A 15,291-nucleotide genomic window follows, 5' to 3' on the forward strand; every position below is an offset into this window, starting at 1 on the left:
ACTACTACGGTATGGGACGGCGCAAGACGGCGGTCGCCCGCGTGCGCCTCTTCCCAAACGGTGATGGTAGCGTGACGGTCAACGGCAAAGCCGCCAACGATTATTTTGGTGGCCGCGATGCTTTGCTTGCTACGATCACGGCTCCCTTCCGCGAGTTGAATCTTGACGGGTACAATATCACCGTCCGTGTTGTGGGCGGTGGCACGAGCGGTCAGGCTGGCGCCATTCGCCACGGTCTGGCTCGCGCTCTGGTTCGCATGAATCCCGACTTTAAGGCGGCTATGCGTAAAGCCGGGTTCCTGACCCGCGATCCTCGCATGAAGGAGCGAAAGAAGCCTGGTCTGAAACGCGCTCGTAAGGCTGCTCAGTACACGAAGCGTTAGTTTCTCCGTGCTTATCTTTCAAACAGAAAATGCATATGCTCCCTGCCAGTGTTTTGCCCTGGCAGGGTTTTTTTTAACCACTACATTCAATGTGTGAAGGAGCTTGTATGGTGGAGGATAAGTCTTTCTGGCTTTCCATCCAGAATCAGGATTATGATGTTCCTGATGGCTATTCTGCAACCTCTCTACTCTCTGCTTTGTTGCCCGCGCTTGGCTCAAGTGATCCCGAGTTGCGCGATACGCTGTCCTATTCGATCCTCGCTCGCTGGATCGAACGCGGTCTCTATACTCCCGCAGAGCTGCGCTCGCTTGCTCGTCGCATGGAAGAACAGCTTACTGTTGGCCTTGGGGAGTACGAGACTGATACGGTCTTCCTCCGCTCATTCTCGGTCTTGATCCTGGCTTGTGTGCTCGAATATGACAATGAGCATCCCTTCCTGACCGAGGAGGAAATTCGATCCTGTCTGGAAGCCGCGCTGCTTTATTTTCGGGCCGAGCAGGATCGTCGCGGGTATGTGCCAGGTAAGGGATGGGCGCATGCTATCGCTCACGCGGCTGATCTGTTGCTGACGCTGGCGCAGAATCGATATATGCAAAGGGCTGATCTTATTCGTATTTTGACCGCTATCGCTGATCTGATAACAGAACCGATTCCGTTTGTATACCTCTATCGCGAAGATGAGCGTCTGGCCTATGCCGTGATGGGCATATTGCGGCGCGATCTGCTGAACGGAGAAGACCTGAAGCTGTGGTTGCGGCGGCTGGCCCAACCTCCCGGACTGGAATTTTCCTGGACACAGGAATATACCAGTGAAGAACGGGTAAGCGCTTTTCACAATACGCAGACGTTTTTACGTAGCCTTTATTTTCAACTTACCCTGGTTGAGCGTCCTCCTGCCATTGCTCAGGCGCTGGTGTATGAACTCGTTCAGATCTTGCGTGAGATGGATACTGGCTTTTATGAGCTCTCCTGAAGAGGATATGAAAAAAAGCAATGCTGGCAGACATCAACAGCCTGCCAGCATGCTTGGCTTCATTTTAGTCGGTATTCTCGGCGCTCACAAGGCTGTACACCGGGGTACACCACTTGCGGTACTCCGCTCGCTTGCCGCGCACGATGTCAAAGTAGAGTTCTTGCAACCGGGTCGCGATCGGGCCAACGTTGCCGGTACCGATAGGGCGGCGATCGATCTCTATAACGGGTGCGATCTGTGCTCCTGTGCCACACAGGAAGACCTCATCTGCGTTATAGAGCTCTGTTCGATCAACCACACGCTCACGGGTTGGAATCCCGAGTTCGCGCTGCGCTACCTGTATAACGGTGTCGCGCGTAATCCCGAGGAGGATGTTTTCTGAGGGGGCCGGGGTGACGAGTTCTCCATCAAGATAGAGGAAAATGTTTTCAGCGCTTCCCTCTGACACATGTCCCTCGTTGGTGAGCATAATGGCTTCGTCAAAGCCGTTCTGAAGGGCTTCGCTCTTAGCAAGCGCTGCGTTCACGTAGCCACCACACACTTTTGCACGGGCCGGGATCGCGTTATCATCTATACGCCGCCAGGAAGAGACACCACAGCGCAAGCCGGTAATCTCAATGTAGTTTCCCAGTGGCTCAGAGGTGATAATGCAATCGTCCTTCAGGCCGTGAAGACGTACGCCGATAATCTGATCGCTTTTATAGATCACCGGGCGCAGATACACGTCCTCGCGTTGCCCGTTGCGCCGAACCAGCTCAGTGCTGATTTCGATAAACTCATCAACTGTGTAGGGGAGAGACATTTGTAGGATCTTGCAGGAGCGTTCCAGTCGCTCAAAATGCTCGCGAAGCCGGAACAGGTAGATCTGTTGATCCTCTGCGTTCCAGTAGCCTCGAATTCCCTCGAAGCAGCCAGTCCCATAAGCAAAACCATGTGTGCGAACGGATATTGTCCCCTGTTCAAAAGGGAGAAAATCCCCGTTCATAAAAAGGACTTTTGCACCCATACGCTTCTGGCAGAGAGCAGCGCCGTTGCGGCCCCCTGCATCCTCCTTTGTCTGTTGCTTGGATATCTTCTACTACAAGTGACAGGCAGAGCAAAGAGCGCCTTACAAGATCTTTTTCCCGAGGGCCGACAGGATAAGCTCGACAGCAAGCCGGGCGGTCGAATTTTCGTGGTCCAAAATAGAATTCACTTCTACGATATCCATCGAGACGATTTGTCGTGAGTCGGCAAGAACCTCCATTGCGGTATGAGCTTCCCGATAGCTCAAGCCGCCCCGCACTGGTGTCCCCACTCCCGGGGCCTCACGTGGGTCGATTGAGTCCATATCAAAGCTCAGATGGATCGGGCGGCCATTGCGCCCCGCTATCTCAACTGCCCGTTTGCTTACCTCAAAGATGCCGTAATGATCGATGTCCGACATCGTGAAGACGCTTACATGGTGCTGCCGTAACAGCGCTTTTTCTTCGTTGTCAAGGTCACGCGCCCCAACAATCACAATATTTTCTGGCTTGATCTTTGGAGCCCATCCTTTGATATGGGTGAGCTTGTGGTTGCCCAACCCGGACAGTGCTGCTAAAATCATACCATGAATATTGCCTGAGGGGGTGGTTTCTTCTGTATTAAAGTCGGCGTGGGCATCAACCCAAATGACGCCAAGGTTCTTATGCACACTGGCAACACCGCTGATCGAGCCGAGTGCAATACTGTGGTCCCCTCCAAGAATCAAGGGGAACTCTCCGTCCTGCAATGCCTGCTCGACTGTATCGGCAAGTTCTTCTGATGCTTGAACGATTGGTTCAAGATACTTGAGCTTTGGATGTCCGACCGGGCGGCTTTCCGGCTGAGGAATGTGAATGTTGCCTATATCATGAACGCTGTAGCCGAGACGTCGAAGTTGTTCGTTCAGTGCGGCATAGCGAATTGCGCTTGGACCAATATCTACGCCGCGTCGATCTGCTCCCAGATCCATGGGAGCGCCAATAACACGGATACGCATATAGAAACCTCTTGTTCAACATTGAACAATGTTATTTTTCTATCCCCATTATAGTCATTGCTCTACCGTTTGTCTATGGTTATTTCGTGTATCCAATGCGCATGGCTCTGAATGGGGTACCATTGGTTGTCTGCACGCTTGCATTGGTATAATCCTTTTCATGTATACGTTCTACAATCAGGTAGGAATTATTTGATGCAAAACAGAAAACCAGGGAGTGAGATCCTGAAATAGTTTAGTTGCCCGCGAGACATGTTATGCCAGTTCCCGGGATACTGGAAGAGCCGGGGGCGCCCGGACAGGCGGCAAGGCGGACTGTTAGCGCAGGCTTGATGATATGAGGATTTTTGCATGCTGCGATTTTTTTCTTGTTGCGGAAAGTGAGGTACACCCCGATGTTTTCTTTTCGATCACCCGGGCGGTTCAGGCGTGCCTCCTCACTGCTGCTCTCTTGCTTGCTGCTGCTGACGGTGGTTACTGCTTGTAGCTCTGGTGGAAGTAGCGGAAAGACGTCGAATGCTCAATCGCCCCTTGCGGCGGAACAAGTCTTGAAATATCCAAATGTAGGTATTTCCGATCCTGCATCCCTTGACCCTGCTCTGATCGCCGATGAGAATACGCGTCTGATTGCTTCGATGCTCTATAGCGGCCTGGTCAGGCTGGACAAGAATCTTAATGTGCTTCCAGATCAGGCAACCTGGGATATTTCCCCTGATGGCAAAACCTATACGTTTCATCTCAAATCCGGAGTGCGTTTCTCCGATGGCTCTCCGGTGACGGCTGGCGATTATCTCTATTCCTGGTCCAGAGCGCTCTGGCCGGAACTGCAAGCTCCGCATGCTTCTCTGCTTGAAATCATTGAGGGAAGCGAGGCCGTGGTGACGGGGAAGACAAAGGAGCTCAGTGGCGTGCGGGCACTGGATGCACATACGTTGCAGGTAACGCTGGTTCGACCCGCTCCTTATTTTCTCTCTGCTCTAACAAATTGCGTGTTTATGCCGGTGAATAAGAAACTCATCGAGCGTTATGGACAGCAAAATTGGTCGCTGCATGTTGCGGGGGAGGCCGTTGGCACGGGACCGCTGCGGGTGAAGCAATGGTTCCATAATGTGAAGATGGTCTTTGAGCCAAACCCGTTCTATTATGGGAAAAAGACACAGTTAAAACAGGTTGATATGCTCTTTATCAATGATCCTGTGGTGGCTTTGAAGGCGTTCCGGGCCGGACAGTATAGTTTTATCTGGAAGATCTCTCAGGGCGATCAGAATAATGCTCGTGTGATTAAAGGCTTTACCAGCGCTTCTCTGGCTCAGACCAGTCTGCTTTTCTTTGATACGACAAAGCCGCCGTTTGACAATAAAGCCGTGCGTCAGGCCTTTGCCTATGCGCTGGATAAACAGGGGCTCTCCGCTTCAATGTGGAAGAATGCCGCTATCCCTGCCCCGACGATTGTGCCGCCGGGTATTCCGGGCTATCAGCCTGATGCGACCGGCATTCCCTATGGACCAACGAAAGCAAAGTCGCTCCTGCAAACAGTCTACCCGGATGTGACTAAATTCCCTGATGTAACGTTCTCATATCCGAGTGCACAAATGACCTCAGGAGAAGCGGGTACATTACGCAAAATGTGGCGGGAGGCACTCGGCATCAATGTCGAGCTCCGCGCAATGGAGACAATGGCATATAACCAGGAGGTTCGTCAGCACCAGGTCCAGCTCGGGTTTACACAGTGGAGGGCGGATTTCCCTGATCCCTATGACTGGCTGTATACCAATCTCTGTTCTTCTTCTCCTATGAGTGAGGGGTTATGGAAGAACGCTGAGTTTGATCGGCTGGTGAAAGAGGCTGAGACCAGGACAGGCAATGAGCGCCTGGCCCTGTATCAGCAGGCTGAAAGGCTCGCGATCGAGGAAGCTGGCTGGTTGCCACTCGGACATCATACGCAGGCTGCGATCATTCCTTCCTGGCTCAAAGGGGTCAGTCTGAATGCCGCCGGGCTCTATTTTGGAGACTGGTCAGAGGTCGCTCTTTTACAACACTGATCGCGGTAATGACCGACCAGACTAACGCGCGTTCGGCTTGAAAGCAATGAAAGTCTGGTGTTATACTGTGGATGGATTTTGAAAGGCATTCCCGCCCAAAACAGGGCGGGTTTTCCTATGCGCTCTCATTATACTTTTTTGTTCCTTGAAAGAACGGTTTATGTTGGGAGTTTCACCACTACTCAGTGAGCAATGGTGCTCCATGTGCAATGCAGCAAGCTGGCCTGAGGTGGCCGGTGCCTAAGGAGGTACTTTCATAATGGCTATTGATGTGATGAACCCGTACGAAATGGCGGTTGCTCAGTTTGACGAAGCTGCGGAGCGACTGGGCTTATCACAGGCGATGCGTGCAATTCTGCGGAAACCAAAACGCGAATTGATTGTCAATTTCCCTGTCCGCATGGACAACGGCGATGTTGAAATGTTTACAGGGTACAGGGTACAGCACAATATTAACCGGGGACCGGCGAAAGGTGGGATTCGCTTCAGTCCAGAGGTGTCGTTAGACGAGGTGCGTGCTCTGGCGATGTGGATGACCTGGAAATGCGCGGTTGTTGGCATTCCCTACGGCGGAGCCAAAGGCGGTGTGATCTGTGACCCGCATAAGATGTCTATGGCTGAGATCGAACGCCTGACGCGCCGCTATGCAACCGAGATTTCGATTCTGATCGGCCCTGATAGCGATATTCCCGCTCCTGATATGAATACCAACCCTCAGGTGATGGCCTGGATTATGGATACCTATTCCATGCATCAGGGGTATTCGGTGCCGGCTGTGATCACCGGGAAGCCACTTGCAATCGGCGGGAGTGAGGGCCGCCTTGAAGCAACCGCTCGTGGTGTGCAGGTGGTGGCACTGGAAGCGATGCAAGACATGAATATGCAGCCTGAGAAATGCCGGGTTGTGATTCAGGGCTTTGGAAACGTTGGCGGTATTGCTGCCCGGCTGCTACATGAGTCCGGCTGCAAAGTCATCGGCATCAGCGATATCTCCGGTGGTCTCTATAATCCAGATGGGATTGATATTCCGAAGGCTACCCGCTTTTCACGCGAGCATGGAGGCCTGAGAGGTTTCCCTGAGGCCGAGGAGATCACCAATGCCGAATTACTGACACTCCCCTGCGATGTGTTGATTCCCGCGGCGCTGGAAAATCAGATTACCGGACATAACGCGGCTCAGATCAATACTCGCCTGATTATTGAGGCGGCGAACGGACCGACAACGCCTGAGGCCGATGCGATTCTGAATGAGCGCGGTATCACGGTGGTGCCTGATATTCTGGCAAACGCTGGCGGTGTCACGGTGAGTTACTTTGAATGGGTTCAGGACCTGCAACGCTTCTTCTGGGCTGAGGATGAGATTAATATGCGCCTGGAAAAGATTATGAAGCGCTCATATCAGGCTGTGAAAGCAAAAGCAGAGGAGCAGCGAACGAATCTGCGCATGGGAGCGTATCTGCTGGCTGTTGCACGGGTAGCAGAAGCGACAGAAATTCGCGGTGTATATCCGTAAGCGTGGTTTCTTGCATCTCCATAAAAAAGCGAATGCCGGTGTACGGGGTTTCCTACACCGGCTTTTGTGTGTTTTCTGTCTGCTCGCTCGGCTGAATATCGAGAATTTTGATCCAGGTTTCGGTGCGGTTCTCATCCTCGGAGGCCTCCAGGCTGAAGATGATATCCACGTGTTTGACCCCCTTGAGCCGCTCAAAAAGGTGCCCACCTCTGGGGACAGTAGCCCAACGTTGCTGACCGTGTTCTTCGGGATGCTCCAGCAGCACGCTCAGATTGAGGCGCTCAGAGCGTCCGGTAACCCGACTCCGAAGCAGGCGTAGATGCTCCATTTTGAAGACTGGCTCAGGATTACTATTGCCAAACGGGCCAAGCCGGCGGATCTGGAGATAGAAATCATAAGTGAGCTGCGAGAGGGTGATCTTCTCAAACACCAGGTCAATGGTGCGGGGCTGTCCGGTAATCAGCCGTTCCAACTCTGCCTGTTCCTCCTCGTCTTCAGTCTCCTCAACGATCGCTGTGAGCGGCGAGCCGGTCCAGTTCAAGAGATGCTCATACAGCTCGGGAATGGCGTCGCTGGCAATCGTAAAGCCTGCTGCCTGCGTGTGGCCGCCAAAGCGCACAAATTCGCCGGGGAAGCTGCGCAACGCCTCAATAATGTTATAGTTCTTCTGGCTGCGCGCTGAGCCCCGGCTGAGTTGGGTTTGCTGATCATGGCTGACAACCAGCACGGGTTTTTGCAGCTCATCGGCTAGCTTTCCGGCAACCAGCCCGATAATGCCTTCGTGCCAATCCTGGCCGCTAACCAGAATTACCGGGTGCGCAGGGTGTTTCTGTGCCTCTTCACGCACAAAGCGCATCAGTGTCTCGGTTTCCTGTTGCCGGCTCAGATTCAGCGCATTGAGTTCGGCTGCGAGTCGGGCGCCTTCTTCTGGATCGTCGGTCGTGAGCAGACGGAACGCAATGCCTGCATCTTTCATCCGGCCCGCGGCATTGATACGAGGCGCCAGGCTGAACGCAATATCGCGCTCACGAATTGAACCCAGGCGCAACGTTGTATGCTTGATCAGCTCCAGAAGGCCGCATTTTTGAGTCCTATTGAGGCGTTGCAGGCCAAGCTGTACCAGAATATGGTTTTCGCCAAGTAGGGGCGCTATATCAGCGATTGTGCCGATTGCAACCAGGTCCAGTAATTCCAACAGCTCTTCTTCTGGTCGCTGATAGACCTGATAGAGCGCCTGAGCCAGCTTGAAGGCAATGCCAACCCCACAGAGATAGCGTTCTCCATAGGGACAATCAGGACGCCAGGGATTGACCATTGCGACGGCGGCGGGCAGTTCGGCTGGCGGGTGATGGTGATCCGTGATGATGACATCCATAGCGAGCGAGCGAGCATAGGCAACCTGTTCAACATCGGAACTGGCACAATCGGTTGTGACGATGAGGGAGGTTCCGCGGGCCTTCAACATATCCAGGGCGGGAAGGTTCAAACCACAACCGTCATGCAGGCGGTCGGGGATATGGAAGCTCAGCGGGGCATCGGGCTGTTTCAGGCGTCGCAGGGCGCGATAGAGCAGGGCCGAGGAAGTGACACCGTCGGCATCGTAGTCCCCATAAACCGTGATATGCTCCTTGCTTTCCAGTGCCTGCTGTATCCGTGTGACGGCTTTCCGCATATCGATAAGCTGAAAAGGGTCACGCGTGTCCTTGAAGTGAGCGTTCAAGAAGCGCTGCATCTCTTCAGGAGAGGTAATCCCGCGATTATGCAGCAGTTGTGCCTGTACAGGTTGGATTCCGTATCGAGCCGCTTCTTTGAAGAGGTCGCCCGGGAGGCAGGGCATTACCTCCCATGATGGTGATGCTTTTGTTGATGATCGCTCGTGTGATGCCACGTTTCCTTTATCCTTTACTAGTCAGGTAGCAGTCGTAGAAAAACTTCGTTCCCGAGGAGCCTGCCTTTCTTTGAGAGGCGTAACCAACCATTCTCGTGCTCTAAGAGTCCAGCTTCCTCAACGAGCTGAAGTCGATCGCCAACGAAGCGGGCAAAGGGAAGAGAGAAGCGCTGCTCAAACGTGGGCAGATGCAGCCCCTGGGCGGTGCGCAATGCCAGAAAAGATGTTTCGGCCATTGCCTGTTCAAGTGAGACGGTTTCGCTCTCAACAATGGGAAGCGTACGGGCCTTGAGTTGTTTGATATACTCGCGCGGCTCGCGCTCGTTGGAGAAACGCTTGCCATCGAAGAACGAGTAGGCTCCCGCTCCCATCCCAATATAGGGGAGATTCTGCCAGTAGGTCAGATTATGCTTACTCTGGTGTCCGGGGAGCGCCCAGTTCGAGATCTCATAGTTCTGGTAGCCAGCGACGCGAAGGTGCTCGTCCGCGTATTCATACATATCTGCGCAGAGGTCCTCGTCTCCGGGCACAATGCGCTTCTCTTCAACCCATTTATAGAACGGGGTGCCTTCCTCAACGATGAGCGAGTAGAGCGAGAAGTGTTCCGGGTGGAGCTCAAGCGCCTGCTCAAGCGTGTCACGCCAGTGTTGCATGGTCTGACCGGGCAGGCCAAACATAAAGTCCAGATTGATCGAGGTGAATCCGGCGGCCCGTGCATAGTGAACGGCCTGCGTGATCTCTTCCGGGGTATGGATACGACCGAGCGTTTTTAACAGGTGAGCATCATAACTCTGAGCTCCCATACTCAAGCGGTTGATGCCAGCCCGGCGCAATCCTTCCAGTTGCTCCTGTGTCAGGGTGCCGGGGTTGGCTTCTAGCGTGATCTCAGCATCCTCGTCGACAGCAAAGGCCGAGCGGCAGGCATCGAGCAGACGAGAGATCTGTTCGACGCTTAACAGGCTCGGGGTGCCACCTCCAAAAAAGATAGTACGTGAGCGACGCGGAGAGCCATCGGGTAGGCGCGCCATCTCGCCTGCAAGCTCTATTTCTGTTAACAAGGCGCGAACATAGGGCTCGCGCATGGGAAGAATACCCGCGTAGGTATTAAAGTCGCAATAGTAGCAGCGGGTATGGCAGAAAGGAATATGGAGATAGAGAGCGGCGGTTTCAAGCAGCCTCTGGATCTCCGTTTCTGGTTTGGTTGTACCGGTTGCAAACGTGGTCATATCTTTGTGTTTCTCTTTTGATGAAAAGAGAGCGGGGAAGGTCGAGCACACAGTGTTTGTACTCGCTGGATTCCCCGCTCATTGCTATGGTGTTTTTGCTGCGTTACGATGATTGGACGGTTGCCCTGCTCTATCATCCACCATAGGGCGACTGTTGCGTTGGTGGCGAGACTGGCAGATTTGACGGCATATTAGCCGAATCCAGCTTCATCTGATCATCCACCTGCGAGATCTTATCACCCAGGCGGGCCTTTTCTTTGAGCACCCAGACAGTATAGGCATTATCTTTCACGTTCTTCAGCGTCTTCTCGTCGACGTTGCGTGATTTCTCAATGCCTGTGATTTTGAGAATACGATAGGTGCCACCGTCGTTAATCACCGGGCTTACCTCGTTCACAGTTCGCTTTGGATCGAAGAGCCAGAGATCTCCGGCTACGCCGACCTTCGAGACGCGGTCAATCGAGTACTGGCCTGGGATCATCCAACCGAGCTCACCGCCTTTGTCTTTGGTATCGGAATCCTTTGACTGCTCTTTCGCAAGCTTGGCGAAGTTGGCCCCTTTCTTGAGCTGGTCGAGCACTTTCTTCGCAGCCTCGGGCGTGTCAAGGATGATATGGCTGGCCTGAACCTGATAGGAAGGCGATGTCACCTGGTCGGCCTGGTACTTTTTCATGTTATCCTGGCGCACCTTCACAGTGAGCATATTGCGCACATCCTCATTGCTCAGGTGGTTATCCTGAAGGAATTTGTCATAGGTCAGCGATTTCGGCATTCCCTGTTTGAAGTCATTGAGTGCCTTATCAACCATCTGCGGCGTCGGGTTAATTTGATTGCTCAGAGAGGCGTGCTGAGGGTCCGCAAGCCACTGGCGAATCAAAATGTCCTCAAGGAGAAGATCGGTACTTTCCGCGCCGACCTGTTGCTGCGTGTAAAGCTGCTTCTGGTTTGGGATATCGTTTTGTACAATCGCGTTATAGCGCATTTGCAGATCATTCAGCTTTTTCTGTTCGGTATCCTGCTTTGCCTTTTTCTCGTTAAGCTGTTTTTCCAGGTCGGGCTTTGCGTCGGCAGAGCTGCTTTTCAGCTTGTTTTGCAGGTCCTCAACCTGTTTATTAAGATCGTTGACAACTTTCTGCTGTGGATCGATCTGCTTTTTCAGATTATCGCTTTTTGTTTGAAGCGCTTCGATATCATTGGCGCGCAGCTGGGCTTTGACAGCGACCATTTTGCGATAATCGGCCTGTGGAACTTTCTCACCGTTTACCGTGACAAGCGGGCTATTGGGGATAACGATATTGATATTGATCCAGAAACCGACAAGAAGAGCGACAATAATGACGGCGAAGACGATAACAAGGGACCAAATAGCGCGGCGTTGTAGACTGAGTTTTTCTTTTTGGGAAAGGTGCCCTCCCCAACCAAATATCAGAGGTTTGCCGTCGCGGCGTGCCTCAACGTGCGCCGTCTGTCGTTGATATTTGCGAATTTTTGCAGAGCGTGTAGGTCGCTTATTGCTGGGGCGACGCGCTGCCTGAGTTTTCATTGAAACCTCCAGTAAGGATATCCCTGGCCGAAGCCGCGTCAGGAGGAACACAAGACGGTGAGACAAGAGCACCGGGGTGGTGTCTCTTGCCTCCTCTTATCCGTCACTACATCCCACGCATATGTTCTGCTGTGTAGGGGAGCAGGGCCATATAGCGGGCCTGCTTGATTGCTGTGCTCAAGCCGCGCTGGTGTTTGGCGCAGGTACCAGTTTTGCGGCGAGGTTCGATCTTGCCACGATCGGAGATGAACCGTTTCATGAAGCGGTTGACATCCTTATAGTCAATCTCGCGAATATGCTCGTGGCAGAACTGACATACCTTACGGCGTGAACCGCGCTCACCGCGCTCCCGACGCGGACGAGGCGACGGTGTTGCCGGAGCGCTTGTGGTTGTAGCTGATGCTGTATCCGTACGTTTTTGCACGAACTTTCTCCTTCATAATCAGAAGGGATGCGCGTCCAGATCTCCCAGGTCGTTGCTCATATCGAGGAAGGAGTCAGCGTCATTACTGGCAGCGGGCTGCTGGTTTTTCGGCGTCAGCATTTCCATATCGGTTGCGGTCACATCAACCGCTGTGCGCTCGACATTGTTACTGTCGGTGTAGCGGCGGATATTGACCCGACCTTCAATGTAGACTTTGGACCCTTTGTGCAGAAAGCGCGAGCAGGTCTCGGCCAGCTGCCGCCAGGCCACGATATTGAACCAATCTGTTTCACGCTCACCGCTTGCAGACTTTGTTCTTTTGCTTACTGCCAGTGAAAACTTGACCATTGCTGTCCCATCGGGCAGATAGGACAATTCGGGATCGCGTCCCAGGTTCCCGATCAATATAATCTTGTTCATGTCTCAGCTAAATCCTTTCGACTGCTTCCAGCCCGACTCTTCTTGCAGGAGAACGAACGAACTATCCCGGACGACTTGACTGATACTAGGCCTGAACGGACTCACCTTCGGAGCTGGCCGGTGTGGAAGACTCTTCCTCTGTAGCCTGAGGGGCCTCTTCAGCAGGTGCTTCCTGAGCGGGTGCTTCGGTTGCCTCTGTCTGCTCGGCCTGTTCTGCTTTCGCTGCTTCTGCGGCGGCGGCAGCCTCGGCTGCACGTGCTTCGCGGGCCTCGCGCTCGGCTCGCTCTGCGCGCTCCTTCTGGACAGCCTTCGGATCGCGTTTCTTGACCATGTACCGGAGAATAGTTTCCGTGACCTTCATTGTGTACTCAAGTTCGCTCACGGACTCAGGGGTCAGGATCATGTCAATAAAGATGTAATATCCGTCGCGGTGGCGCTCGATGGGGTATGCCAGACGCCGGCGTCCCCACTGATTTACCTTTACAATCTGGCCGCCATGATTAGCGACGATCTGTTCGATACGCTCTAAAAGGGCGCGTATCTGATCTTCGTTGGCTTCGGGATTGAGAATGAACCCGAGTTCATAATCTCTACGCACGAAGTCAACCTCCTTCCTTTGGGTTTGCTTCTGGTCTGACACGCGGTGTCGCCAGAGCAGGTGGAGCATCAACCATTGTTGACGCATAACAGATGCCGCACGTTTCCCCTTTCTCCCAGTGACACACGACTGCTTACCAGCTTTTCTGCTGTTGCGGAGGCTGGCACCGACGTTGTCTGGAGAAATAAAGGCGGTTTAGCGGCTCACTACTGTATTTTTCCCCACTACGGGCGTGGGATGAAATGCCTGTTCCTCTGTCATCATATGATGATACAGAATGCTTTATGATGAAACACATCACGAGCGGGCATTTAATACCACGCTATTATAGCATTGTTCGCTATACCTGACAATAGAGTCGAGCAAAACCACGAATTTCGTTCGAGCGTTAGTTCTCCTTCTCATCGCTCTATTCTTTTCATACTCCGCAAAAGTGGCAAAGCGGAAAGAACCAGGACATTTGAGGCCAGCAGTTGCGACTGTCAATGCTCTTATGTTATAATGCGTTGCGCAAGCGGGGGCATTCTTGAAAAAGGCTTCTCTGCGCCTTTGATGGAACAACGTTTGAAGGGTTTTGACTTGTTTGAACTCCTCTCAAGAAGTCGTCAGGCATCTTCCCGAATGGAACTGGTATAGTCTGACGTTGTCTCTGAGGGGGCGCATTCCCCGCGGATCAGTAATAAGGAAGAAGAGAGAAATGAAGCAGAAACTGAAAACACACAAGGCAATGGCAAAGCGGGTTTACCGAACCGGCTCTGGCAAGTTCCTGCGCCGTAAGGGCAATATCAGCCACCTGCGCCGCAGAAAATCGGCAGCCGCAATTCGCGGTTCTGACAAGAAGTTCCAGCTTGCAACGGGCGATACACGCCGTCTCAAGCGTCTGCTTCCTTACGCCTTTTAGGCTTTAGCGAGAAGAACGGAGGATTCATAAAGAACTATGCCAAGAGTTAAGCGTGGTGTAACCGCTCACAAGAAGCATAAAAAGTTTTTGCGCATGTCAGAGGGTCAGCGCGGAACACGTCGCCGTTTGTTCCGTCCTGCACATGAAACCCTGATGCGCTCGATGGCGTACATGTATCGCGACCGCCGTAACCGCAAGCGCGACATGCGCCGCCTCTGGATCACACGTATCAATGCGGCAGCCCGCATGCACGGCATCTCTTACAGCGTTCTGATGCATGCCATCCATGTTGCAAATATTGATGTGGATCGCAAGATTCTGGCTGAGATGGCTGTCAACGATCAGGCTGCTTTCAGCTCGCTCGTTGAAAAGGCAATGGCAGCCGTGAAGTAGCAGGTTGGACGTTGCACGTTATTCTGCAATAAGCATTTTTCAATCGAGGGTGCGCCGGATCATTGATTCCGGCGCATTATTTGTTCTATGACGTTTCTTTCCAGTCCATCGAATCCACGTATCACCCGACTCCAGAGCCTGCATACAACGCGTGGACGCAAGAAGACCGGTCTGTTCCTGATGGAAGGGCCACACCTGTTGGCTGCCCTGCTGGATGCGCAGTTGCTCCCGCAAGAGGTCTACTACCATCCCGCTTTACTTGAGCGAACCCCTGAAGGGCGGGACCTCTTGCAACGTATCCTGCGGCTGCTCCCGCAACAGCGCTTGTTTGAGGTCAGTGAGCGCGTGATTGAAGCGATTGGCGAGACCCAGACCTCTCAAGGTGTTGTCTGTGTGCTGGCAATGGCGGACTTTGCGCCGGAGCCCGTTCGGGCGCGACGGGCGGGGGGTAAGCGTCCCGCCCTGTTGATTCTGGATAATCTGGCGGACCCGGGCAATATGGGGACAATTCTGCGTACAGCTCTGGCGGCTGATGTCGAGACGGTCCTGCTAACGCCTGAGTGCGTGGATTATTTCAATCCAAAGGTTGTGCGGGCGGCTGCTGGCGCTCATCTCCTGCTGCCAGTGCAGCACAATATGAGTTGGGATGCAATCACCGAAGCGGTGCAGCAGCATTGTGGGGGGCGTGTGCTTCTGGCAGAGGCTGGGAGCGCGCAGATGTATTATGATCTGGATCTGGCGCAACCATTTGCGTTGGTGATCGGCAACGAGGCCCACGGCCCTTCTGCCGAGGCACGCCAGCGGGCAACAGAGTCCATTTCGATTCCCCTTGCTTCTGGAGTGGAGTCGCTGAACGCGGCAATGGCAACAGGGATTATTCTGTATGAGGCGGTGCGTCAGCGCAGGCAGGGACGCGCCTTCCCAATCTAAAACGCAAGCTGACAAAAAAGAGGCCTCTCATCAAAACGTGAGAGGCCTTTTGCT

15 protein-coding genes are annotated in these 15,291 nt (G+C 53.4%); 7 read left to right on the forward strand and 8 right to left on the reverse strand.

All coding sequences use genetic code 11. The annotated features are described in order from the left end of the window. Positions 1–11: 11 nt before the first annotated feature. Both rpsI and EI42_RS25055 read left to right on the forward strand, forming a co-directional pair. Entirely contained in the window at positions 12–383 is a 372-nt protein-coding gene (gene rpsI / locus EI42_RS25050; RefSeq protein WP_111325428.1) for a 30S ribosomal protein S9, read from the forward strand. A 107-nt stretch (positions 384–490) separates the two neighbouring features. After that, on the forward strand, positions 491–1,357 hold the full coding sequence (locus EI42_RS25055; protein ID WP_170142895.1) for a DUF2785 domain-containing protein: 867 nt from the start codon (positions 491–493) through the stop codon (positions 1,355–1,357). Positions 1,358–1,421: 64 nt separating this feature from the next. Here the strand turns inward: EI42_RS25055 and EI42_RS25060 are convergent, their stop codons facing one another. Then, positions 1,422–2,363, reverse strand: coding sequence for a branched-chain amino acid transaminase (locus EI42_RS25060; RefSeq protein ID WP_111325380.1), 942 nt, complete (start codon positions 2,361–2,363; stop codon positions 1,422–1,424). Positions 2,364–2,465: 102 nt separating this feature from the next. Next, positions 2,466–3,359 carry an arginase gene (rocF, locus tag EI42_RS25065; RefSeq protein ID WP_111325381.1) on the reverse strand — a complete coding sequence of 298 codons (894 nt, stop codon included), beginning with the start codon at positions 3,357–3,359 and terminating at the stop codon, positions 2,466–2,468. Positions 3,360–3,754: 395 nt separating this feature from the next. Between rocF and EI42_RS25070 the strand changes: the two genes are divergently transcribed. Together EI42_RS25070 and EI42_RS25075 are read left to right on the forward strand one after the other, a co-directional pair. Beyond that, on the forward strand, positions 3,755–5,401 hold the full coding sequence (locus EI42_RS25070; RefSeq protein ID WP_111325382.1) for a peptide ABC transporter substrate-binding protein: 1,647 nt from the start codon (positions 3,755–3,757) through the stop codon (positions 5,399–5,401). 259 nt (positions 5,402–5,660) lie between these two features. Further along, the gene (locus EI42_RS25075) at positions 5,661–6,914 is read left to right on the forward strand and encodes a Glu/Leu/Phe/Val family dehydrogenase (RefSeq protein WP_111325383.1); all 1,254 of its coding nucleotides are present in this window, start codon (positions 5,661–5,663) and stop codon (positions 6,912–6,914) included. A 52-nt stretch (positions 6,915–6,966) separates the two neighbouring features. On the opposite strand, the gene recJ is transcribed toward EI42_RS25075, so the two are convergent. The 6 genes from recJ to rpsF all read right to left on the reverse strand — a co-directional run bounded on the left by recJ (position 6,967) and on the right by rpsF (position 13,100). Next, positions 6,967–8,802, reverse strand: a complete 1,836-nt coding sequence (recJ, locus tag EI42_RS25080; protein WP_137686135.1) for a single-stranded-DNA-specific exonuclease RecJ — start codon at positions 8,800–8,802, stop codon at positions 6,967–6,969. Between the two features lie 17 nt (positions 8,803–8,819). Then, positions 8,820–10,028, reverse strand: a complete 1,209-nt coding sequence (gene hemW / locus EI42_RS25085) for a radical SAM family heme chaperone HemW (RefSeq protein ID WP_111325385.1) — start codon at positions 10,026–10,028, stop codon at positions 8,820–8,822. Positions 10,029–10,161: 133 nt separating this feature from the next. After that, a complete protein-coding gene (locus EI42_RS25090; protein ID WP_111325386.1) occupies positions 10,162–11,571 on the reverse strand; it encodes a peptidylprolyl isomerase in 1,410 nt (469 codons plus the stop codon). Between the two features lie 106 nt (positions 11,572–11,677). Beyond that, positions 11,678–11,995 (reverse strand): 30S ribosomal protein S18, encoded by a 318-nt coding sequence (gene rpsR / locus EI42_RS34490; RefSeq protein WP_111325387.1) that lies wholly within the window; start codon positions 11,993–11,995, stop codon positions 11,678–11,680. A gap of 18 nt (positions 11,996–12,013) precedes the next feature. Beyond that, entirely contained in the window at positions 12,014–12,415 is a 402-nt protein-coding gene (locus EI42_RS25100; RefSeq protein ID WP_111325388.1) for a single-stranded DNA-binding protein, read from the reverse strand. An 85-nt stretch (positions 12,416–12,500) separates the two neighbouring features. Continuing rightward, on the reverse strand, positions 12,501–13,100 hold the full coding sequence (gene rpsF / locus EI42_RS25105) for a 30S ribosomal protein S6 (protein ID WP_111325389.1): 600 nt from the start codon (positions 13,098–13,100) through the stop codon (positions 12,501–12,503). A gap of 610 nt (positions 13,101–13,710) precedes the next feature. Here rpsF and rpmI point away from each other — a divergent pair. From rpmI to EI42_RS25120, 3 genes are all read left to right on the forward strand, one after another. Then, positions 13,711–13,914 (forward strand): 50S ribosomal protein L35, encoded by a 204-nt coding sequence (rpmI, locus tag EI42_RS25110; RefSeq protein WP_111325390.1) that lies wholly within the window; start codon positions 13,711–13,713, stop codon positions 13,912–13,914. 36 nt (positions 13,915–13,950) lie between these two features. Beyond that, the gene (gene rplT / locus EI42_RS25115) at positions 13,951–14,307 is read left to right on the forward strand and encodes a 50S ribosomal protein L20 (RefSeq protein WP_111325391.1); all 357 of its coding nucleotides are present in this window, start codon (positions 13,951–13,953) and stop codon (positions 14,305–14,307) included. 87 nt (positions 14,308–14,394) lie between these two features. Further along, a complete protein-coding gene (locus tag EI42_RS25120) occupies positions 14,395–15,237 on the forward strand; it encodes a TrmH family RNA methyltransferase (RefSeq protein ID WP_111325392.1) in 843 nt (280 codons plus the stop codon). Positions 15,238–15,291: the final 54 nt, after the last annotated feature.

The organism is Thermosporothrix hazakensis (assembly GCF_003253565.1).
GTDB lineage: Bacteria > Chloroflexota > Ktedonobacteria > Ktedonobacterales > Ktedonobacteraceae > Thermosporothrix > Thermosporothrix hazakensis.

Bases quoted from the DNA above. Each gene is read 5' to 3' on its own strand.
- rpsF (WP_111325389.1), bottom strand. From the start codon at position 13,100: ATGCGTCAACAATGGTTGATGCTCCACCTGCTCTGGCGACACCGCGTG.
- EI42_RS25070 (WP_111325382.1), top strand. From the start codon at position 3,755: ATGTTTTCTTTTCGATCACCCGGGCGGTTCAGGCGTGCCTCCTCACTG.
- EI42_RS25075 (WP_111325383.1), top strand. From the start codon at position 5,661: ATGGCTATTGATGTGATGAACCCGTACGAAATGGCGGTTGCTCAGTTT.
- EI42_RS25120 (WP_111325392.1), top strand. From the start codon at position 14,395: ATGACGTTTCTTTCCAGTCCATCGAATCCACGTATCACCCGACTCCAG.
- EI42_RS25060 (WP_111325380.1), bottom strand. From the start codon at position 2,363: ATGGGTGCAAAAGTCCTTTTTATGAACGGGGATTTTCTCCCTTTTGAA.
- hemW (WP_111325385.1), bottom strand. From the start codon at position 10,028: ATGACCACGTTTGCAACCGGTACAACCAAACCAGAAACGGAGATCCAG.
- rpmI (WP_111325390.1), top strand. From the start codon at position 13,711: ATGAAGCAGAAACTGAAAACACACAAGGCAATGGCAAAGCGGGTTTAC.
- rpsI (WP_111325428.1), top strand. From the start codon at position 12: ATGGGACGGCGCAAGACGGCGGTCGCCCGCGTGCGCCTCTTCCCAAAC.
- rocF (WP_111325381.1), bottom strand. From the start codon at position 3,359: ATGCGTATCCGTGTTATTGGCGCTCCCATGGATCTGGGAGCAGATCGA.
- EI42_RS25090 (WP_111325386.1), bottom strand. From the start codon at position 11,571: ATGAAAACTCAGGCAGCGCGTCGCCCCAGCAATAAGCGACCTACACGC.
- rplT (WP_111325391.1), top strand. From the start codon at position 13,951: ATGCCAAGAGTTAAGCGTGGTGTAACCGCTCACAAGAAGCATAAAAAG.
- EI42_RS25055 (WP_170142895.1), top strand. From the start codon at position 491: ATGGTGGAGGATAAGTCTTTCTGGCTTTCCATCCAGAATCAGGATTAT.
- EI42_RS25100 (WP_111325388.1), bottom strand. From the start codon at position 12,415: ATGAACAAGATTATATTGATCGGGAACCTGGGACGCGATCCCGAATTG.